The sequence below is a fragment of the Arthrobacter sp. KNU40 genome (genome assembly GCF_051515115.1).
Lineage (GTDB): Bacteria > Actinomycetota > Actinomycetes > Actinomycetales > Micrococcaceae > Arthrobacter.
Genome location: NZ_CP195850.1, coordinates 3805820 through 3824501 on the forward strand (window position 1 = coordinate 3805820; position 18682 = coordinate 3824501).

22 protein-coding genes are annotated in these 18682 nt (G+C 62.9%); 10 read left to right on the forward strand and 12 right to left on the reverse strand.

Annotation, left to right across the window (positions count from 1 at the left end):
• Positions 1-166 precede the first annotated feature (166 nt).
• Positions 167-799, forward strand: a complete 633-nt coding sequence (locus ACSKT0_RS17640; protein ID WP_236812041.1) for an O-methyltransferase — start codon at positions 167-169, stop codon at positions 797-799.
• A gap of 75 nt (positions 800-874) precedes the next feature.
• On the opposite strand, the gene ACSKT0_RS17645 is transcribed toward ACSKT0_RS17640, so the two are convergent.
• The 4 genes from ACSKT0_RS17645 to ACSKT0_RS17660 form a co-directional block, all read right to left on the reverse strand.
• The gene (locus tag ACSKT0_RS17645; RefSeq protein WP_009357720.1) at positions 875-1042 is read right to left on the reverse strand and encodes a DUF3117 domain-containing protein; all 168 of its coding nucleotides are present in this window, start codon (positions 1040-1042) and stop codon (positions 875-877) included.
• 230 nt (positions 1043-1272) lie between these two features.
• Complete coding sequence (locus ACSKT0_RS17650; protein ID WP_437770912.1) at positions 1273-2565, reverse strand: hypothetical protein; 1293 nt, start codon at positions 2563-2565, stop codon at positions 1273-1275.
• On the reverse strand, positions 2562-2897 hold the full coding sequence (locus ACSKT0_RS17655) for a DivIVA domain-containing protein (RefSeq protein WP_437770913.1): 336 nt from the start codon (positions 2895-2897) through the stop codon (positions 2562-2564). Before ACSKT0_RS17655 ends, ACSKT0_RS17650 begins: the two co-directional genes overlap by 4 nt.
• A 37-nt stretch (positions 2898-2934) precedes the next feature.
• The gene (locus tag ACSKT0_RS17660; protein ID WP_059387487.1) at positions 2935-3735 is read right to left on the reverse strand and encodes a TIGR00730 family Rossman fold protein; all 801 of its coding nucleotides are present in this window, start codon (positions 3733-3735) and stop codon (positions 2935-2937) included.
• 235 nt (positions 3736-3970) lie between these two features.
• Here ACSKT0_RS17660 and ACSKT0_RS17665 point away from each other — a divergent pair, with 235 nt between their 5' ends.
• From ACSKT0_RS17665 to ACSKT0_RS17680, 4 genes are all read left to right on the forward strand, one after another.
• Entirely contained in the window at positions 3971-4726 is a 756-nt protein-coding gene (locus ACSKT0_RS17665; protein ID WP_437770914.1) for an amino acid ABC transporter ATP-binding protein, read from the forward strand.
• Between the two features lie 50 nt (positions 4727-4776).
• Complete coding sequence (locus ACSKT0_RS17670) at positions 4777-5676, forward strand: glutamate ABC transporter substrate-binding protein (RefSeq protein ID WP_437770915.1); 900 nt, start codon at positions 4777-4779, stop codon at positions 5674-5676.
• Positions 5677-5738: 62 nt separating this feature from the next.
• Positions 5739-6386, forward strand: coding sequence for an amino acid ABC transporter permease (locus tag ACSKT0_RS17675; RefSeq protein WP_437770916.1), 648 nt, complete (start codon positions 5739-5741; stop codon positions 6384-6386).
• Positions 6383-7237 (forward strand): amino acid ABC transporter permease, encoded by an 855-nt coding sequence (locus tag ACSKT0_RS17680; protein WP_437770917.1) that lies wholly within the window; start codon positions 6383-6385, stop codon positions 7235-7237. The genes ACSKT0_RS17675 and ACSKT0_RS17680 overlap by 4 nt, the downstream gene beginning before the upstream one ends.
• A 102-nt stretch (positions 7238-7339) precedes the next feature.
• Here the strand turns inward: ACSKT0_RS17680 and dapE are convergent, their stop codons facing one another.
• On the reverse strand, positions 7340-8464 hold the full coding sequence (dapE, locus tag ACSKT0_RS17685) for a succinyl-diaminopimelate desuccinylase (RefSeq protein WP_437770918.1): 1125 nt from the start codon (positions 8462-8464) through the stop codon (positions 7340-7342).
• A gap of 85 nt (positions 8465-8549) precedes the next feature.
• Between dapE and dapD the strand changes: the two genes are divergently transcribed.
• Entirely contained in the window at positions 8550-9575 is a 1026-nt protein-coding gene (dapD, locus tag ACSKT0_RS17690; RefSeq protein ID WP_437770919.1) for a 2,3,4,5-tetrahydropyridine-2,6-dicarboxylate N-succinyltransferase, read from the forward strand.
• 11 nt (positions 9576-9586) lie between these two features.
• The gene (locus ACSKT0_RS17695; RefSeq protein ID WP_437770920.1) at positions 9587-10429 is read left to right on the forward strand and encodes a hypothetical protein; all 843 of its coding nucleotides are present in this window, start codon (positions 9587-9589) and stop codon (positions 10427-10429) included.
• A 56-nt stretch (positions 10430-10485) separates the two neighbouring features.
• Here the strand turns inward: ACSKT0_RS17695 and ACSKT0_RS17700 are convergent, their stop codons facing one another.
• Both ACSKT0_RS17700 and ACSKT0_RS17705 read right to left on the reverse strand, forming a co-directional pair.
• Positions 10486-11097, reverse strand: a complete 612-nt coding sequence (locus ACSKT0_RS17700) for a hypothetical protein (protein WP_437770921.1) — start codon at positions 11095-11097, stop codon at positions 10486-10488.
• A gap of 63 nt (positions 11098-11160) precedes the next feature.
• Positions 11161-11787 carry a TetR/AcrR family transcriptional regulator gene (locus ACSKT0_RS17705; RefSeq protein WP_437770922.1) on the reverse strand — a complete coding sequence of 209 codons (627 nt, stop codon included), beginning with the start codon at positions 11785-11787 and terminating at the stop codon, positions 11161-11163.
• A 115-nt stretch (positions 11788-11902) separates the two neighbouring features.
• On the opposite strand from ACSKT0_RS17705, the gene galE reads away from it, so the two are divergent.
• Entirely contained in the window at positions 11903-12916 is a 1014-nt protein-coding gene (gene galE / locus ACSKT0_RS17710) for a UDP-glucose 4-epimerase GalE (protein WP_236812050.1), read from the forward strand.
• A 70-nt stretch (positions 12917-12986) separates the two neighbouring features.
• Here the strand turns inward: galE and ACSKT0_RS17715 are convergent, their stop codons facing one another.
• The 3 genes from ACSKT0_RS17715 to fdxA form a co-directional block, all read right to left on the reverse strand.
• A complete protein-coding gene (locus tag ACSKT0_RS17715) occupies positions 12987-14270 on the reverse strand; it encodes a citrate synthase (RefSeq protein WP_059387479.1) in 1284 nt (427 codons plus the stop codon).
• Positions 14271-14500: 230 nt separating this feature from the next.
• Positions 14501-15649 carry a succinyldiaminopimelate transaminase gene (gene dapC, locus ACSKT0_RS17720; protein ID WP_437774071.1) on the reverse strand — a complete coding sequence of 383 codons (1149 nt, stop codon included), beginning with the start codon at positions 15647-15649 and terminating at the stop codon, positions 14501-14503.
• 15 nt (positions 15650-15664) lie between these two features.
• Complete coding sequence (gene fdxA / locus ACSKT0_RS17725) at positions 15665-15991, reverse strand: ferredoxin (RefSeq protein WP_018776555.1); 327 nt, start codon at positions 15989-15991, stop codon at positions 15665-15667.
• A gap of 136 nt (positions 15992-16127) precedes the next feature.
• On the opposite strand from fdxA, the gene ACSKT0_RS17730 reads away from it, so the two are divergent.
• The gene (locus tag ACSKT0_RS17730; RefSeq protein ID WP_437770923.1) at positions 16128-16370 is read left to right on the forward strand and encodes a putative acetyltransferase; all 243 of its coding nucleotides are present in this window, start codon (positions 16128-16130) and stop codon (positions 16368-16370) included.
• Between the two features lie 21 nt (positions 16371-16391).
• On the opposite strand, the gene ACSKT0_RS17735 is transcribed toward ACSKT0_RS17730, so the two are convergent.
• Positions 16392-17690 (reverse strand): MFS transporter, encoded by a 1299-nt coding sequence (locus ACSKT0_RS17735; protein ID WP_437770924.1) that lies wholly within the window; start codon positions 17688-17690, stop codon positions 16392-16394.
• A gap of 64 nt (positions 17691-17754) precedes the next feature.
• On the opposite strand from ACSKT0_RS17735, the gene ACSKT0_RS17740 reads away from it, so the two are divergent.
• Complete coding sequence (locus ACSKT0_RS17740) at positions 17755-18261, forward strand: ArsR family transcriptional regulator (protein WP_437770925.1); 507 nt, start codon at positions 17755-17757, stop codon at positions 18259-18261.
• Here the strand turns inward: ACSKT0_RS17740 and ACSKT0_RS17745 are convergent, their stop codons facing one another.
• Complete coding sequence (locus ACSKT0_RS17745) at positions 18262-18642, reverse strand: hypothetical protein (protein ID WP_437770926.1); 381 nt, start codon at positions 18640-18642, stop codon at positions 18262-18264.
• Positions 18643-18682: the final 40 nt, after the last annotated feature.

An 18682-nucleotide genomic window follows, 5' to 3' on the forward strand; every position in this document is an offset into this window, starting at 1 on the left:
TTTTGCTGATCACAGGCAGGCTTTTCCCGCAGAGCGAACATTGTCCGGAGGACACGCGGGAGGACACCCGGAAAGACACAGAATTGCGGGCCGCGGGCGTCCGGGCCGGACGCCCCGTAGCCAGTAGTCTGGAAGCAATACCCCTCTGCCTGGAAAGCGAACCCCCATGAGTGCCGACAAGTCAACCAGCTGGTCCTACGCAGAAGATCTGCCTGCCGAGGACGACGTGTTGCTTCGCGCCCGTGAACGCTCGTTCGAGCTGGGCGTTACTCCCGTGAGCCCAGGCGTTGGAGCTGTCCTGACAGTCCTCGCCGCGGCATCGAAGGCCCAGACGGTTGTAGAGGTCGGATCCGGAGCTGGCGTCTCCGGCGTTTGCCTGCTGCGCGGCCTCAGCCCGCAGGCTGTGCTGACCACTATCGACGTCGACGTCGAGCACCTCAAGGCCGCCCGTGAGGCCTTCCTGGAATCCGGCAGCCCCGCGAACCGGACCCGGACCATCTCCGGCCGTGCAGCCGACGTCTTGCCGCGGCTCACCGACTCCGCTTACGACCTCGTGTTCATCGACGCAGACAAGCCCAACTTCCCCCGTTACGTCGAGCAGGCCATCAGGCTGCTCAAGTCGGGCGGAACACTGGTCATCAATGACGCCCTGGACAAGGACAAGGTTTCCAACCCGGCTGCCAGGGACAGCACCACCGTGGTGTTGCGCCAGATCGGCAAAGCCATCCGCGACGACGAGCGACTCTCTTCGGCGATGCTTCCCACCGGCGACGGCTTGCTCGTAGCGGTCAAGAAGTAACCGGCCAGCCTTCGCTTTCAGCCTTAAACATGAAAGCAGGGCGCCGGCTCTTCTGCCGGGCCCTGCCCAGTGAATCTATTCGGTAACGCCTACGAGGCATTCCTTGAGGTTCGCCGCCTCTGCTGCGTTGAGCTCGACCACCAGCCGTCCTCCGCCTTCGAGCGGCACACGCATGATCAGGCTGCGGCCCTCTTTGGTTACTTCCATAGGGCCGTCGCCAGTACGTGGTTTCATAGCCGCCATTAGGAAAATCCCCTCCAGTTGTCCCAAATCCCGCCAACCCGGCCGGGTTGGCTCCGCGTGGAATATACGGCGTCGACAGTCATGGCAGTTCAGTCGTCGTCGCCGGGCACCCGAGAGTGCCTTTGTCCTTGCTTGTGTCCATTATCTCGTAATTACCCGCCCGTAGCTAATTGATGGACTTTTCCCGGCCGGCCGTGATCGCGCTTGAACAGGCGAAACGACGCGTAGCGTCACGGAGGGTAGTCGCCGCCGCCCGGCAACTGCGCCCACGCCCACAGCCAGACGATCCATACGATCTGGAGGAGGAAGAACATGACCACCACGGTGCCGCGGTAGGCCTTCGAGCGGGACAACCAGGCTGCACTGAGCGCCAAGGGGAACAAGGGCAAGAGCATCCGGAACGTGCTCGTCTGGGGGTGCAGGAAGACCAGGAGGTAGCCCACGTAGCAGGCGCACCACAGCCTCAGTTCGGTGCCCAGTGCCCGGACCGGTTTGCTCAACATCAGCAGGGCAAAGAGCGCCACGAAGACAAACGGCGCCAGAATACCGAGTACCGGTCCGAAGAGCATTTGACCGGTCTCGAACCACGGCTTGAACGGAACGAGGTCAGCGCCGCGCCAAACAGTTTCGGTCTTGGTGTAGGCCAGCGGATCCCCCGTGACCGCCCAGGCAATGGCCGGCCACGCGAAAGCCCCTGCCACGCTGACGACCACGAGCGCGGCCAGCGATATGAGTTCCCGGAGCGTCAGTACGGCGGCTGTTGGCACGGCGGCTGTTGGCACGGAAACCGGAATGGACCCGGCGCCCGAGCGGCGTCCGAACCTCTTCCACAGGTGGTGGAGCAGCAACAGGCCCGCCATGGCCGCGAAGGGCACTCCGGTGGGCCGTGATAGGCACATGAGCAAGACCACGGGCATCGCGCCAAGATACTTGCGTCGCACCACAAGCAGGAGCGAACCCGCCAAGAGAAGGGTATTGAGGGATTCCGCATAGGGGACCTGCAGGATGGCCGAGACGGGGAACATCGAAAAGAAGGTCAGCGCCCACAGCGCTGTTGTTCGCCCGGCGAATTCCCGGAACAGTTTGTAGACCACCAGGGCCGCCCCAAGCCCGGCAGCCATGGCGACGACCGTCAGGGCCGGCAGCGTCGCCAATCCGGTGAGTGCACCGAGGGCGCGGGAAAGGTACGGAAACAGTGGATAGAACGCCCAGGAATTTTCCGCGACGCCGCCGTCCGCATTGACCGGCAAAACAGACGGGTAACCGTTGTTTGCGGCTTCGGAGTACCAGCGCCCATCCCAGATCGTGATGAAGTTCCAGTAGTCGGGTGCTGGCGGAAACCACGGATTGACACCTTGCTGCAATGCGGCAGCCATGAAAATGCAAGCGCTGACGAGCCTCGAGGCGATGTAGATGAGGGCGACCTGGATCCACCACGGCCAGCTCGCTGCGTGGGCTCCGGCGCGGCTCAGTCTTCGGGCCAGGATTCCTGTCGAGGACCGCGATTCGACTGACGGGGTCACTCTTTTGGTGCTTCCTGGGTCCCGGCTGCTTCAAGGGCCAGTTTCAGCCGTTCGATTTCCCTCTCCTGCCAGGTGAGCTGGTCCCTCAGCTCATCGAGGACCTCATCCACTTGGTCCATCCGGTAGCCCCGCAGCCCGAGGGCAAAGCGCACGCGGTCGACGTCGGACGCCTTGGCTCCGGCCGGTAACAGAACGGGCGGCAGGTTCGGAACGGGTTCATCCAACCCGGCGCCGGGGTCGCGGCTGGATTTCGCCATTCCGGCGCCGAGGAACAACACGGCACCGATAATGACAATGGCGAGAAAGACCAGAAAAAAGCTCACAACAACCATCGTGCCAGACTCAGCTGAGAGCTCAGTTCCGGCAAGGCTACTCCGGGCGCTGGTCTCCGTTGGTCGAGGGTGGCCGCGGGATTCCGTGCAGGACGCGGTGAACGGCGTCCGCAGGATCGTCCACAAGCTGGATGAGGTCCAGGTCCTTGGCGGAGACCATTCCTTCGGCCACGAGGGTCCCCTTGATCCATTCGATCATCGGGCTCCAGAAATCGACCCCCAGAAGAACGATGGGGAACGATGTCACCTTGCGGGTCTGCACCAGGACCATGGCTTCAAACAGTTCGTCAAGGGTTCCCAGGCCGCCCGGAAGGACGATGAACCCTTGCGCGTACTTGACGAACATGGTCTTGCGGGCGAAGAAGTACCTGAAGTTGATGCCAAGGTCCACCCAGCGGTTGAGGCCTTGTTCGAAGGGCAGCTCGATTCCCAGTCCCACGGAAACGCCGTTGCCTTCAACGGCCCCCCGGTTGGCGGCTTCCATGGATCCCGGCCCACCGCCGGTGATGACGGCGACGCCGGCTTCCGCGAGGTGTCGGCCGACTTGCACGCCCATATCGTAGTAGCCGGTGCCCGGCTTGGTGCGGGCGGAGCCAAAGACACTGACGGCGGGGCCGAGCTCGGCAAGCGCACCGAATCCTTCAACGAATTCACTCTGGATCCGCAGGACCCGCCAAGGATCGGTGTGAATGAAGTGGTCGGCTCCCCTGGTGTCCAGGAGCCGCTGGTCCGACATCGGCATGGCGGCCTGTTTGCGCCGAAGCTCCAAGGGTCCTTTGTGCTTGGCTGGCGGCTCCGCGGCTACGGCCGGAGCTGACGCTGCCGATCCGTTGCTCATCGCCTTGCCATTGGCGTCTGGACTTGGAACTTGGGGCTGGCTGGTACTCATTGACCTAGGCTAGCGCGGATGGCGGCTGCAGCCGTTCCAGCGTGGCTCTGTTGTTTGCGGTGTTGGGTTCCCCGCCCACCATTTGCTGTCAGATAGCTGCAAGGCAGGTATCTGTTGAATCACGATCCACGGAAGTAACTGTGACCTGGCTCAACTTGAATCATTTGTTCGATAGATTCGTCTCATGACTATTCAAGCCGCCAGCGATGCCCTCGTCTCCCTGAATGGCGTCAATAAGCACTTTGGTCAACTGCATGTCCTGAAGGACATCAACCTCCAAGTGAAAAAGGGTGAAGTCGTGGTTGTCATTGGGCCGTCGGGCTCGGGCAAGTCCACGCTGTGCCGCGCCATCAACCGCTTGGAGACCATCGATACGGGCGAGATCTCGATCGATGGCAAGAAACTGCCCGAGGAAGGCAAGGAACTTGCACTCCTCCGGGCCGACGTCGGTATGGTCTTCCAATCCTTCAACTTGTTCGCCCACAAGACGATCCTCGAAAACGTCACGCTGGGACCGATCAAGGTGAAGAAGCAGGACAAAGCAACCGCGGACAAGGACGCCATGGCGTTGTTGGAGCGGGTCGGCGTCGGGCAACAGGCACCCAAGATGCCTGCACAGCTGTCCGGTGGCCAACAACAGCGTGTGGCAATTGCCCGGGCGCTCGCGATGAAGCCGAAGGTCATGCTGTTCGATGAGCCGACCTCGGCACTCGATCCGGAAATGATCAACGAGGTCCTGGATGTCATGGTCCAGCTGGCCAAGGAAGGCATGACCATGATCGTGGTCACCCATGAGATGGGCTTTGCGCGCAAAGCTGCCGACCGCGTTGTCTTCATGGCCGACGGCCAGATCGTGGAAGACGCCAAGCCGGAGGAATTCTTCACCAACCCCAAGAGCAACCGCGCCAAGGATTTCCTCTCTAAACTCCTGACTCACTGACACTCACCGCACCCTGGCCGCGGGGGTGGCCGCACAATGAAAGGAATATTATGAAGACTTTTATCACCCGGAGGAAATCCCTCCTGGTCGCTGCAAGCGCGGCGCTCGCCCTTTCGCTGAGCGCATGCGGTGGCGGCGGGGGTTCCACAACCGCGCCAAGCACCGAGTCGGCGCCGTTCACGGTGGCCCAGAACGTGTCCATTACGGGCAGCCCCACGTTCGACACGATCAAATCGAATGGAAAGATCAGGATCGGCGTCAAGCAGGACCAGCCTGGCCTGGGCTTCAAGGACGCCGCGACCGGCGAGTACAGCGGTTTCGACATCCAGGTTGCCCAATGGATTGCGGCTTCCCTCGGTTACTCCAAGGACAAGATCGAGTACAAGCCCATTCCTTCGGCCAACCGCGAGTCTGCCATTACCAATGGCGACATCGACTATTACGTCGGGACCTACTCCATTACCGACAAGCGCAAGCAGCTGATTGATTTCGCCGGCCCCTACTTCGTGACGGGTCAAGGCCTGCTGGTCAAGAAGGACAACAAGACCATCAACAGCGAGAAGGACCTGAGCGGGAAGAACGTCTGTTCAGCCACGGGTTCAACCCCCATCCAGAACATCAAGGCAAACTTCCCCGGCACCAAGACCACTGAGTTCGACACGTACTCACAGTGTGTCGAGGCCCTCAAGAGCGGCCAGGTCGATGCAGTGACTACCGACCAGGCAATCCTGATCGGCTACGCGTCCCAGGACACCGACAACCTCAAGGTGGTCGGCCAGCCGTTTACCACTGAGAAGTACGGTGTGGGCTTGAAGAAGGGCGACACCGCCTTCCGCAAGTTCGTGAACAAGATGTTCACCGACGGCGGCTCCGTGTGGCAGAAGATCTACGACTCCACGCTGGGACAGTCCGGCACCAAGGTCACCCAGCCCGCAGTGGACAACTACTAAACCCATGTTGAGGGGGCGGCCATTGGCCGCCCCCTCGGATATCGGCTGAAAGCGACCATTCTGTGAATACGCTGCTGAATAATTCGGACCTGTTCATCACAGGGTTCCGGAACACCCTCATACTTTTCGTTGTTGCCGGCATCTTTGCGCTGATCCTGGGCACCATCGTGGCGACACTCCGTGTCTCCCCGATCCCTGCGATGCGCGCCGCCGCGACGTTGTATATCAACGTTGTGCGCAACACCCCGTTGACGTTGGTCCTGTTCTTTTTTGCTTTGGGCTACCCGAAGCTCGGCCTCGTGGAAATTGATTTCATGACCGCCGCAACCGTCGGCCTCAGCCTGTACACCGCTACTTATGTGGCGGAAGCCGTGCGCTCCGGCATCAACACAGTGCCTGTCGGTCAGGCCGAGGCCGCGCGGGCCATCGGGCTGCCGTTCACGCAAACCCTGACGCTGGTGATCCTCCCCCAGGCATTCCGCGCTGTCATCCCGCCCATGTTCAGCGTGTTCATTGCATTGCTCAAGAACACCACAGTGGCTGCAGGCTTCTCGGTCGCCGAAGCCGGAGCGATCAGATCGAATCTTTCCGAGCGCGGCGAGCCGGCCATGGCCGGGCTGCTCTGGATCGCACTGATCTTCGTTCTGCTCGTTTTCATTCTTTCCTTTGTCCAGCGGAAGCTTGAAAAGAAATGGAAGGTGGCCCGATGAGCTCGGTCCTTTTTGACGCTGCGGGCCCGAAGGCCCGCGCGCGCTACCGGATTCTCGGCGTCGTGACTGCCCTGGTCATTATCGCCATCGTCGGATTCATCGTCCTTCGCTTCGCCCAAAGCGGGCAGTTCGATGAGAAGAAGTGGCACTTGTTCACGTTCCCGCTGGTCCAGCAGACCATCGTCCAATCGGTGGGTGCCACGCTTTCAGCTTTTGCGACGGCAGCCGTGTTCAGCCTGGTGCTGGGTGTCTTCCTGGCCTTCGGCAGGCTCTCCGACCGTAAGTGGATCAGCTTGCCCTGCTATGGATTCACGGAACTCTTCCGTGCCATTCCTTTGCTGATCCTCATGATGATCTTCTACTACGGGCTTCCTCCGCTCGGTGTCCAGGGGATCACGCCCTTCACGGCAGTCGTTGCGGGCCTGGTGCTCTACAACGGATCCGTGCTCGCGGAAGTCTTCCGTGCCGGCATCGAATCGCTTCCCCGTGGCCAGAGCGAGGCCGGTTATGCGATCGGCTTGCCGAAGAGTGCGGTCATGACGAACATCCTGCTTCCGCAGGCGGTCCGCTCGATGCTCCCGGTGATCATTTCCCAGCTCGTGGTCATCCTCAAGGACACGGCGTTGGGCTTCATCGTGACCTACAACGAGATCCTCTTCCAGGCGAAGTACTTCGGAAGCCAGGCCCAGTACGGTTCGCCCATCATTCCTTCCGCGATCATCGCCGGTGTCCTGTACGTCGGAATGTGCCTGATTCTGGCTGGAATCGCCAAATGGCTTGAAAGCCGGATGCGCCGCAGCGTCAAAGTGGCAAAGGTTGTCAAGTCGGAAATTGTGGCAATCGAGGGCTAGTCGCAAGAACGCCGGAAACGCGGGTGTGGCCCGTGGGCTTGGTTCTGGAACCAAGCCCACGGGCCACACCCATGTTCTCAAGCAAAAATAAGGTCACTCCACCTAGTCAGCCAGCCACGACCGCAGCGCACGGAGGCACTCACGGATGGCGTCGGCGTCGACGTGTTCGTTGTCTTTGTGCGCCAGAAGCGGATCGCCCGGCCCGAAGTTGACCGCGGGAACACCCAGCTCGCTGAAGCGCGCGACGTCGGTCCAACCGTATTTGGGTTTGGGCTCAGCACCGACGGCGGCAACGAAGGACGCCGCAGCCGGGTGATTGAGGCCTGGCCGCGCTCCTGCGGCAGCATCGGTGCGGACGACGTCGAAGCCGTCCAACAGTTCGCGGACATGGGCTTCGGCCTGGTCCGGGGTCTTGTCCGGCGCGAAGCGGTAGTTGATCTCCACGACGCAGCGGTCCGGGATCACGTTGCCCGCGGTGCCGCCGTTGATCTTCACGGCATTGAGGCTTTCCCTGTAGTCCAGCCCGTCCACGTTGACTGTGCGCGGTTCGTAGGCTGCCAAGCGACCCAGGATGGGTGCGGCTGCGTGAATGGCGTTGCTGCCCATCCATGCCCGGGCGGAGTGCGCCGCTTCACCGGTGGTTGTGGCCTCGAAGCGGCTCGTGCCGTTGCACCCGCCTTCCACCGTACCGTCGGTGGGTTCGAGCAGGATCGCGAAGTCCCCCTCCAGGAGATGTCCATGGTTCCGGACCAATCGGCCGAGGCCGCTCTTGACCGCTTCAACTTCCTCGTGGTCGTAGAAGACGAAGGTGACGTCTTTGCCCGGCTCGGCGCCGCCGTCGAACATTGTCGCGGCGAGCGCAAGCTGAACCGCGACCCCACCCTTCATGTCCGTGGCTCCGCGTCCGAAGAGGTTTCCCGTCCCGGGGACGCCGGACTCCCATGTGGACGGCACGGTGCCGAGTGAACCTTCCCCAGTGGGCAACGGCACGGTGTCGAGGTGGCCGGCCAGGATCACCCGCTCCGGGCGTCCCAGCTCGGTCCGGGCAATGATGGCGTCCCCGTCCCGCACAAAGTGCAGGCCCGGGATCGTGCGAAGGGCGGATTCAACGGCGTCTGCAAGCGCGGCTTCGTTGCCGGACACGCTGTTGATGTCCATCAGCGCGGCGGTCAGCAGCGCAACGTCTTGCCTGATGTCAAGAAGGATTGGAGTAGTTTCAACGGTCACCTCTCCACTGTATCCCGAGCGAATTGCGACCCCTCGGTCCACACACGGTTTCAAGGGAAGCAGTGGCTCTCGATAGACTTGCGCCATGACTGAAACCGCTGCCTCTGCCGCTCTCGATAGCGCTTCTGACAACGATCGCTCCGCCTATGGCTTTGGCCTGGCCACCATCGCCACCTCCGACGCCGGAGAAGCGACAGTGCTGGACGTATGGTTTCCGGCGCCGGCGCTGGGCGAAAGGGCCGCATCCCTGCGGGCCGTGGAGCACGCCGACGAGTCGCTGACCGCCCTCGCCGCAGACAGCCACGACGCCGACCGCCGGACCGAGCAGAAGGTGGTCTTTGCCCAGATCAACCTGGACGAGGCCCCCGCGGACACCGTGGACGCCTACCTGCGCCTGCACTTGCTCTCGCACCGGCTGGTCAAGCCCAACAGCATCAACCTGGACGGCATCTTCGGCAAGCTCCCCAACGTTGTGTGGACGAACTTCGGCCCCGCCGCAGTGGACGGCTTCGAATTGACCCGTGCCCGCCTGCGCAAGCGCGGCGCCGTCACGGTCTACGGAGTGGACAAGTTCCCGCGCATGGTGGACTACGTCGTCCCCACCGGCGTCAGGATCGCCGACGCCGACCGGGTCCGCCTGGGCGCCTACCTGTCCGAAGGCACCACGGTCATGCACGAGGGCTTCGTGAACTTCAACGCCGGCACGCTCGGCACCTCCATGGTGGAAGGCCGCATCTCGGCCGGGGTCGTTGCCGGTGACGGCACCGACGTCGGTGGCGGCGCCTCCATCATGGGGACCCTCTCCGGTGGCGGCAAGGAAAAGATCGCCCTCGGTGAGCGCGTGCTCCTTGGCGCCAACTCCGGCGTGGGCATCAGCATCGGCGACGACTCCGTGGTTGAAGCAGGTCTCTATGTCACGGCTGGAACCCGCGTGCGCATCCCGGGCCCGAAGGACAACAACGGCGAGGACACCAGCAGCATCATCAAGGCTGTTGAACTCTCCGGCGTGCCGAACCTGCTGTTCCGCCGCAACTCCACCACTGGTGAAGTCGAGGTCCTCCCCCGCAAGGGCCAGACGGTGGAACTCAACGAAGCCCTCCACGCCAACTAGCTGATACCTGGATGCGCCGTCTCCGACGCACCATCATCTTGTTGCTGGCGCTTGCCTTGGTGGGCGGCGCAATCTACGCCGTGGTGACTGTACTGCAGCGCTCCGAAACCTTGGTTACGGAGCGCTGCGTCGCCGTCGTCGGCTCCGACTCCTACGAGCTGGCGACGGACCAGGCCACGAACGCCGCCCTCATCACCGCCATTGCGGTACAGCGGGGGCTGCCTCCGCGCGCGGCCACGATCGCTGTGGCCACCGCCATGCAGGAATCCAAGCTTCGCAATATCGGCCACGGTGACGAAGTCGGCCCCGATTCGAGGGGACTGTTCCAGCAGCGTCCCTCCCAGGGCTGGGGCACCGAAGCCGAGGTCATGGATCCCGTCTACGCGACAAACGCTTTCTATGACCACCTGGTGAAAATACCCGGCTACGAAACCATGGCGATCACTGATGCGGCGCAAGCGGTCCAGCATTCCGCATACCCGCAGGCATACGCGCAGCAGGAACCCATGGGCCGGGCGTATGCCTCGGCGCTGACGGGACATTCCGAACGGGCACTCGAGTGCACGCTCCGGGCCGCGGACACTGCCGGTGACCCGAACGCCGTTGTAGCGGCCATGACGACGGCGTTCGGGTCCCTGCCGGCCGCGGCGCAGGGACGCGCGGTCCAGTTGAACACGACGGGTGCGCAGGCGTGGGCTGTAGCCCAGTGGGCCGTGGCGAATGCCAAGGACCTCTCCGTGACGCAGGTCGACGTGGCCGGCGCCACCTGGAACCGGCAGGACCACAAGGGCTGGCAGGATTCAGCGGCGGCATCGGGAACCGTGACCATTACTGTTTCGGCTCCGAAGACGTAGTCCCTGGCTGGGGTTCAGACCTGCGGCGTCAGCCTGCGGGCCGCATACCGCGTGCGTCAGACCAGTAGTTCAACCACCGGCTGGACGTAGCTGCGGAATATCTCCGGCTCGGACAAGAGCCTGTGGCTCATGATCATCTTGTCCGGCTCGAGGTACCAGGCTCGTGGCTCGTTGAGGGGCAATTCGATGATGCTCAGCTGGAAGTCCCGGGAGCTCCGTCCGACTTCCAATAGCCGGTCCTCCACCATGTCCCCCAGAAGCAACGTGGCGCCGCTCGCTTCGCGTTCAGCCTCCAGTTTTTCGTACTCTTCGAGGCGTTCACGGGCCCACGTGAGGGCGGCCCCGAAGTGGGCCTGGAGTACCCGCCGGAGGGCAGGCGAGTTGCCGAAGGCATTGAATCCCGGGGGTGAAAGCTCCGGAGCGGAATCCGGATATGCCCTCAACAGCTGCTCCCACCATGCCTCCCACTCTGTCTTGAGGGCCGGCACCCCGCCTACCTCGGCGGTGAGGTGCGTGTGGTCCGCCTGTCTGACTTTGGGTGTGGCGTGGGACAACGTCGGCGTACCGGCTCCGTCCAATCCAGCAACGTCTCTCAGATACAAGGCAATGAGCATCGGTCCGGAGGTGTCCATTGTGATCCGCCACCCCTGACCGCCTGTGTCATGCATCCGATTGCCTCCCTTGGCAGGTGCCCACTCAGGGTTCCAGTCTATTCCCGATGAGCCTTGACGTTAACGGCTGGACGGGAGCGCAACAAGAGTATCCAGATGCGCGGTCAGAACGTCGCGGCAGACCTCGGCCGTCATCCACTCGGGCTGCAGGAGGGCATGCATGCACAGCCCGTCGAGGGTCGCCAGGAGGCGCTCGGCTTCGGTCACCAGACGCTCCTGGCCGGATCCGCCGTCGGGCATCAGCCGCATCACCAGGCGGCCGACGACGGCGGCCACGGCCCGGTGGCTGCGTGCGGCTTCTTGTTCGAGCACGGGCCTGATCCGGGCCGCGTGCCGGAAGGCCATCCACACGCAGGCGTCAACGGCCAGTTCCTCGTCGAGCGGCAGGAATTGGCCCAGCAGGGTTAACACGGCTGCGTGGTGTTCCGCAGAGTCCGGATCCAAGGATTCGACGGTGGCGAACGCTTCCTCAAGCCGCCCGGCGATCCTGTCGATGACCACCGCAAAGGAATGGACCAGCAGTTCGTCGCTACTGGCAAAGTAGTGGCGGACCGAGCCAACGGCGAGAGCGGCTTCGTCGGCCACCTCCCGCAAGGAGGCGCGTTCCAGTCCATCCGAGGCGATGATCCTGAAGACGGCTTCGACCACTTCCTGGCGCCGGGCTTCGGCATCAACAATCTTGGGCACATGTCTTTTTAGCACAAACGTGCTTGAACCGTTCCGTCCGGCGCACGGGAACCACGGGACTGTGGCGTACGCAACACTGAGCGGGCAGGGACCAAGTTCGGATAGCGTTGCTTGCATGAGAATTCTTGTCACGGGTGGCACCGGCTACATCGGATCGCACACCGTCCTGTCCCTGTTGGAAACCGGACACGAAGTGGTCGTGGTGGACAACCTCGTGAATTCAAGCGAAGAATCCCTGCGCCGCGTTGGTGAATTGGCGGGAAAGACCGCAGCGTTCCATCAGGTGGACTTGGTGGACGAGGCCGCGCTCGAGGCCGTGTTCGACCAGCACAGCATCGACGCAGTCATCCATTTCGCCGGGCTCAAGGCGGTTGGGGAATCCGTCCAGGAACCCTTGAACTACTACTACAACAACATCGTGGGCACGTTGAACCTGCTGCGGGCCATGGACAAGCACGGAGTCCGCTCGATCGTTTTCAGTTCCTCCGCAACGGTATACGGCGAGCACAATCCCATCCCGTACATCGAGAAGATGGAGATCGGGGCGAACAACCCTTACGGCCGCACCAAGGAACAGATCGAGGACATCCTCACGGACCTGGGAGCCGCCGACGAGCGCTGGCACATCGCCTTGTTGCGCTACTTCAACCCGGTGGGCGCACACCCCTCCGGCAGGATCGGCGAGGACCCACAGGGCATCCCCAACAACCTGGTTCCGTACATCGCCCAGGTTGCCGTCGGCCGCCGCGAAAAGCTCATGGTCTTCGGTGGAGACTACGACACCCCGGACGGCACCTGCCTGCGGGACTACATCCACGTCGTCGACCTCGCCGATGGCCACGTCGCCGCCCTGGACTACGTTGCCGAGCGCCCCGGCGTGCACCGCTGGAACCTTGGCTCCGGAAAGGGCACGTCCGTGCTGGAGATGCTCCACGCCTTCGAACAAGCCGTGGGCCACCCGCTGCCATACGAGATCACGGGACGCCGCGCCGGAGACCTGCCCGCGTTCTGGGCCGATGCCTCCTCCGCCCTGGCTGACCTGAGCTGGTCCACCACGAAGACCGTGGACCAGATGTGTGAAGACCACTGGCGCTGGCAGAAAAACAACCCGCTCGGCTACAGCTCTTAAAGCAACGCGGGGTCACTTACGGCCCATGATGTCCCTTGGGACGGACCGTAAGTGACCCCGCGTTGGTTGGTTAGACGGCCGGGTAGTCGCGCTCCGGCTCTCCTGTGTAGAGCTGCCGCGGGCGGCCGATCTTCGTCTGGGGATCGTTGATCATTTCGCGCCACTGGGCGATCCAGCCGGGGAGTCGGCCGATCGCAAACAGCACGGTGAACATCTTCTCGGGGAAACCCATGGCCTTGTAGATCAGACCGGTGTAGAAGTCGACGTTCGGGTAGAGCTTGCGCTGGATGAAGTAGTCGTCAGCCAGGGCCTTCTCTTCGAGGCGCATCGCGATGTCCAGGAGCTCGTCGTTGCCGCCGAGTTTGCCCAGGATCTCGTGTGCCGTCGCCTTGATGATCTTCGCGCGGGGGTCGTAGTTCTTGTAGACCCGGTGCCCGAAGCCCATGAGGCGGACGCCGTCCTCCTTGTTCTTGACCTTCTCCATGTATTCCTCGGGCTTGATGCCGTCGGCCTGGATCTGGCGCAGCATCTTCAGCACGGCTTCGTTGGCGCCACCGTGGGCAGGACCGAAGAGGGCGTTGATGCCTGCGGAAACGGAAGCGAACAGGTTCGCGTTCGAGGAGCCCACAAGGCGGACGGTCGACGTCGAGCAGTTCTGCTCGTGGTCGGCGTGCAGGATGAGCAGGAGGTCCAACGCCTTGACGACGACAGGGTCCAGCTCGTACTGCTCTGCCGGCAGGCCGAAGCTCAGGCGAAGGAAGTTCTCCACGAGGTTCATGGAGTTGTCCGGGTACAGCATGGGCTGGCCGATGGACTTCTTGTGGGCGTAGGCCGCGATGACCGGGAGCTTCGCCATGAGGCGGATAGTGGAAACTTCCACGTGCTCCGGGTTGAAGGGGTCCAAGGAGTCCTGGTAGAACGTGGACAGCGCGGAGACAGCCGAGGAAAGCACCGGCATCGGGTGCGCGTCGCGCGGGAAACCGCCGAAGAAGCCCTTGAGCTCTTCGTGGAGCAACGTGTGGTGGCGGATCCGCTGGTCAAACGCGTCCAGCTCGGTGGGCGTGGGAAGGTTGCCGTAGATCAGCAGGTAGGAAACTTCCAGGAAGCTTGAGTGCTGGGCAAGCTGCTCGATCGGGTAGCCGCGGTACCGCAGGATACCGGCGTCGCCATCGATGTAAGTGATCGCCGATGTGGTGGCGGCGGTGTTCATGAAGCCGGGGTCATAGGCGACGGCGCCCGTCTGCTTCAGCAGCTTGGAAACGTCGTATCCTTCGTTCCCTTCTACAACCTTTATCCGCGGGAGCTCGAGCTCTCCGCCGGCATGGCGCAGGGTAGCACTGGTGGTCTCAGTCATGGAGTCCCCTTCATGAGGCTCTTGGCCTCGGTCGAAAGCTTGATCCAACCAACATCTGGTGACTCCAGCCAGGAGTCTGCAGGTGCAGACACCATCGGCCGAACTGCCTTCGTGGAGAAAGCCACCATTGATAGTCAGTTAAAAGCTACCGCCAGTAAGCGGGACAAACTAATCCACAAGCTACGGTTACTGGCGGAATGACGCACCCTGTGCGGCAAGTCACAGGATTGTTACCGAGCGGTGTTCAAGCGTTCCACGGCTGCATCGATGCGTTCGTCCGTGCCCGTAAGCGCCACCCGGATGAAACCATTGCCGGCGTCTCCATAGAACACTCCGGGCCCGACGACGATCCCCAGGTCAGCGAAACGCTGGACAGTGTCCCACGTCGCCTCCCCTGCGGTAGACCATAAGTACAGGCCTGCTTTGGACTCCTGGATCTCCAGGCCGAAGTTCTGCAGTGCCGGCAGGAGGCGCTCACGGCGGCCGCGGTAGAGATCCTTCTGGGCGAGCACATGGCCGGCATCGCCCAGCGCGACCCGCATGGCCTCCTGGACCGGGTAGGGCACGATCATGCCGGCGTGCTTGCGGCTGTTGACCAGATTCGCAACGATCGACGAGTCGCCCGCCACGAAGGCAGCACGGTAGCCGGCGAGGTTCGACTGCTTGCTGAGGGAGTAGACGCACAACAAGCCATCCGTGGACCCTCCCGTGACACGAGGGTCAAGGACGCTCGGCACTGGCTCGCCGCCACCCTGGGCATCCCATTCGCCCCAGCCGAGTTCGGCGTAGCATTCGTCCGACGCCACGACTGCGCCGATCTCGCGCGCCTGGGCCACTATCTGCCTAAGGGACTCGACGTCACGGACGCTTCCCGTGGGGTTGCCCGGCGAATTGATCCAGATGAGCCGGACCCTGGAACGGGTTGCGGAATCCAGTTCGTCCAGGCTATCCGCGGCGATAGCAGTTGCCCCGGCGAGCATGGCGCCGATGTCGTAGGTCGGATAGGCCACGGTGGGGCGAACCACGACGTCCCCTGTGCCCAGTCCCAGCAGGAACGGCAACCAGGCCACTAGTTCCTTCGAGCCGACCGTCGGCACGACATCCCTTGGATCGATCCCCGGGACCCCGCGGCGGCTGGCGAACCAGTTGGATACGGCCTCGCGAAGAGCTTCCGTGCCGTGGACCGTTGGGTAACCGTGGGCGTCCGCTGCCCCGGCGAGCGCCTCACGGATCAGCTGCGGCGTAGGATCCACAGGGGTTCCGATGGAGAGGTTGACTGCCCCGCCCGGGTGTTCCGAAGCCTTGGCCACGTACGGCGCCATAGCTTCCCACGGGTAGTCGGGCAGGTTGAGGCCGAAAGCGGGGGCCGCAGAAATCAAAGGAAGCAACCGTTCTTAGTGGTCTTGGTTCTGTGGAGGCAGCGCGGCGATGAACGGGTGGTCCTTGCCGGTGTTGCCGATCTTGGCAGCTCCGCCCGGGGAACCAAGGTCATCGAAGAACTCGACGTTGGCCTTGTAGTAGTCGGCCCATTCCTCCGGGGTGTCGTCCTCGTAGTAGATCGCTTCCACCGGGCACACGGGTTCGCAAGCTCCGCAGTCCACGCACTCATCCGGGTGGATATAAAGGGAACGTTCGCCTTCGTAGATGCAGTCAACAGGGCATTCTTCAATACATGCCTTGTCCTTGACGTCCACACACGGCTGCGCGATTACGTAGGTCACGTCCCTTGCCTCTCCACAGTTGTCCCGGACAATTTCCGGGTATTACCACCGGCCCTGTGGCCGGTACATCGAATTCTGAGCCTATTATCCACCAGCCGGAACTCAGCAACCTAGCCGGGCGTCTTACTATGAACTGGTGAAGCTGCCCCGACCCCAGGATTTCCTGCTCAATACCGTATCCGGAACACGGGTAGTTGTCCGATACCGCTTGGACGACGGCTTCACCGATGCCCTCGGCTACCTGCTCTCCGTCGGCGACGGTTCGTGCACCATCCGCACCCGACAGTCCGACGTCGAGATCCCTCTGGCCCTTGTAGTGGCGGCAAAGGAGGTCCCCCCTCCGCCGCCGCGCCGGGGTGCGCGCGCAACCGGTGAGTAGCCGCCTCATGTCCAGGGAGGGTCAGGCGCCGTGCAACCCGTCCGGTAGCCTGCGCATTCCCCACAGCGGGGAGAAGAGCACAGGCGCAACAAAAACAATGCTTCCGCCCAGGCCGATCCAGAGTGTCGGGACGAGGCCAAAGTTCTCGGCTAGGAGACCCGAGGCAAGGGCTGCGATCGGCATGACTCCCCACACCACGAAGCGAATGGACGCATTCATGCGCCCCAGGAGCCGGGGCGGACACACGCGCTGCCTCATGCTCAACTGCATGATGTTGTACACCAGTACTCCGAAAGCGAACCCGAACTCGGAGACGATGAGCATCACGAGGGACATCCATCGTTCCGGGGCGAGCACGCACAACGGAACCAGGAGGAGGAAAAGCGAGCTGATCATCGACGCCACGGGAATGACAGTCCCCTCGCCGATCCAGGCCGCGAACCTGGGCGCGGCAATCGCTCCGATCAGTCCGCCGACCGCACCGACCGCCATGATGAGGCCCATGCCCTCTGGACCGAGTTGCAATTCACGGAGCACCAACACCGGCATCAGAGTAAAGGCAAGCGTGGTGAAGAAGTTGACCCCGCCCGTGCACGCCACAATCCTGCTGATCAACGGATGCCTCACCACGAAGACCAGGCCTTCCTTGATTTCGCTTGCCAGCGGCTGCCGATCCTTCACCGGCACGGGCCGTTCCGCATCGCGTGTCCTGAGCAGGAAAAGGGCCGACAGCAGGTACCCGATCGCTTCCCCGACGAAAAGCACCGGGGCCGACACAACAGTGAGCAACCCACCGCCCGCGGCAGGACCCCCGATCCTAGCGATCTGGGAGGTGGCTTCCAGCTTGGAGTTGGCCTGCGGCACTTTCGGCGCATCCACGAGAACAGGCACGTAGCTCTGATAGGAAACGTCGAAGAAGACCGTTGCGGCCCCGACGACGGCGGACACGGCGTAAAGGTGCCAGATCTGCAGGATGCCGGACCACCAGAGGATTGGCACGGTAGCCATCGCCGCGGTCCGGACCAGGTCCGCCACAATCATGGTGCGGCGCTTGAGCCAGCGGTCAACCCACGCTCCCGCCGGCAGACCGATCAGCAGGAAGGCAGCAAGGCCTGCGGCATTGAGTGCCCCGACTTCGAACTCGCTGGCGCCCAGCAAAGTCACCGCGAGGACAGGAAACGCCAATTGCCCCAGCTGCGCCCCGAGCTGGCTGACGGCCTGGCCCGACCAGAAGGTGATGAAGTTCCGGTCCCGCCACAGCGAGCCCGATTGCTGGGTTGGCTCAACCTGCTGAGCATTGTCAGTGGTCCCGGCATTCACCCGCCCAGTTTCCCTTCAGTGATTGGTATATGTCAATCACTGAAGGATGGCTACACTGGCCACCATGACGGAACACGAGCGGGAGGACAGTGACCTGGTGGCCAAGGGCCGCGCCTTGAGCTCACCCCTGCGCCTGAGGATTCTCCGGCTCTGCCTGCACCACGCGCGCACCAACAAAGAGATTGCCGGGCTGTTGGGCATCAACCCGGCGTCGAGCCTGCACCATGTCAGGACGCTGGTGCGCACCGGTTTTCTCGTGCCGCAGGAAGGCCGGAAGGGAAAGAGAGGCGCCAAGGAGGTACCATACATCGCCACCCGCACCTCGTGGAGCACTCCCGTCGACGATATTTCCCCGGTCCTGATCGAAACATTCGTCCAGGAAACCCGCGGGCTCGCGCCCGAGGACATCGACGTCTGGCGGCTTGGCGTGAAGTTCAATGCTGCACGGCAGCAGGAAATGATGGGCAAGCTGCGGGCGGTCGTCGAAGAATATATGCGCCTTCCGGCAGACGACGACGGCGAGGCCACCTCGCTCTTGATCGCCCACCACCGGGACCCGAGCGCAGACTAGCTAGCCGCGCGGTGGACGCCCGTAGCGCCGGCACCACAAGAGCATCACGAAGGTAATGCCCGCACTCCCGTAGATCCAGACATTTCCGGCCAGATCCGCGACGATCAGCTGCTTGCCCGTTCCGCCCGTCGAGAGCAGGCCTATGGTGGCGTAACAAACAATGCCCAGTACCGCCGTCGGGATCAAAGACCGCGACCACGCACCCAGCAGGAGCTGGAGCGATGCGAGCAGGAGCAATGCCGCCGCGGTGCCCCAATAGACGTCGACGCCGGCAGTGAGGAGCGCCTGCCGGTGCAGTGCGGTGCCCGCAAGGGCAGCAAAAAGAGCCACCGGAACAGCCACGGCAATGCCGCGTGCTGTTCCGGTGGCTCCCTTATTCAATGCGTTGTCCGTTCAGCGCGTCAGTACGCGATCAGCGCAG

Coding starts and splice junctions, on each gene's coding strand:
- ACSKT0_RS17655 (WP_437770913.1), bottom strand. CDS start 2,897: ATGGTTGTTGTGAGCTTTTTTCTGGTCTTTCTCGCCATTGTCATTATC.
- ACSKT0_RS17700 (WP_437770921.1), bottom strand. CDS start 11,097: ATGCATGACACAGGCGGTCAGGGGTGGCGGATCACAATGGACACCTCC.
- ACSKT0_RS17660 (WP_059387487.1), bottom strand. CDS start 3,735: ATGAGCAACGGATCGGCAGCGTCAGCTCCGGCCGTAGCCGCGGAGCCG.
- ACSKT0_RS17645 (WP_009357720.1), bottom strand. CDS start 1,042: ATGGCGGCTATGAAACCACGTACTGGCGACGGCCCTATGGAAGTAACC.
- dapD (WP_437770919.1), top strand. CDS start 8,550: ATGACTGAAACCGCTGCCTCTGCCGCTCTCGATAGCGCTTCTGACAAC.
- ACSKT0_RS17680 (WP_437770917.1), top strand. CDS start 6,383: ATGAGCTCGGTCCTTTTTGACGCTGCGGGCCCGAAGGCCCGCGCGCGC.
- ACSKT0_RS17640 (WP_236812041.1), top strand. CDS start 167: ATGAGTGCCGACAAGTCAACCAGCTGGTCCTACGCAGAAGATCTGCCT.
- ACSKT0_RS17695 (WP_437770920.1), top strand. CDS start 9,587: ATGCGCCGTCTCCGACGCACCATCATCTTGTTGCTGGCGCTTGCCTTG.
- galE (WP_236812050.1), top strand. CDS start 11,903: ATGAGAATTCTTGTCACGGGTGGCACCGGCTACATCGGATCGCACACC.
- ACSKT0_RS17715 (WP_059387479.1), bottom strand. CDS start 14,270: ATGACTGAGACCACCAGTGCTACCCTGCGCCATGCCGGCGGAGAGCTC.
- ACSKT0_RS17740 (WP_437770925.1), top strand. CDS start 17,755: ATGACGGAACACGAGCGGGAGGACAGTGACCTGGTGGCCAAGGGCCGC.
- ACSKT0_RS17670 (WP_437770915.1), top strand. CDS start 4,777: ATGAAGACTTTTATCACCCGGAGGAAATCCCTCCTGGTCGCTGCAAGC.
- ACSKT0_RS17665 (WP_437770914.1), top strand. CDS start 3,971: ATGACTATTCAAGCCGCCAGCGATGCCCTCGTCTCCCTGAATGGCGTC.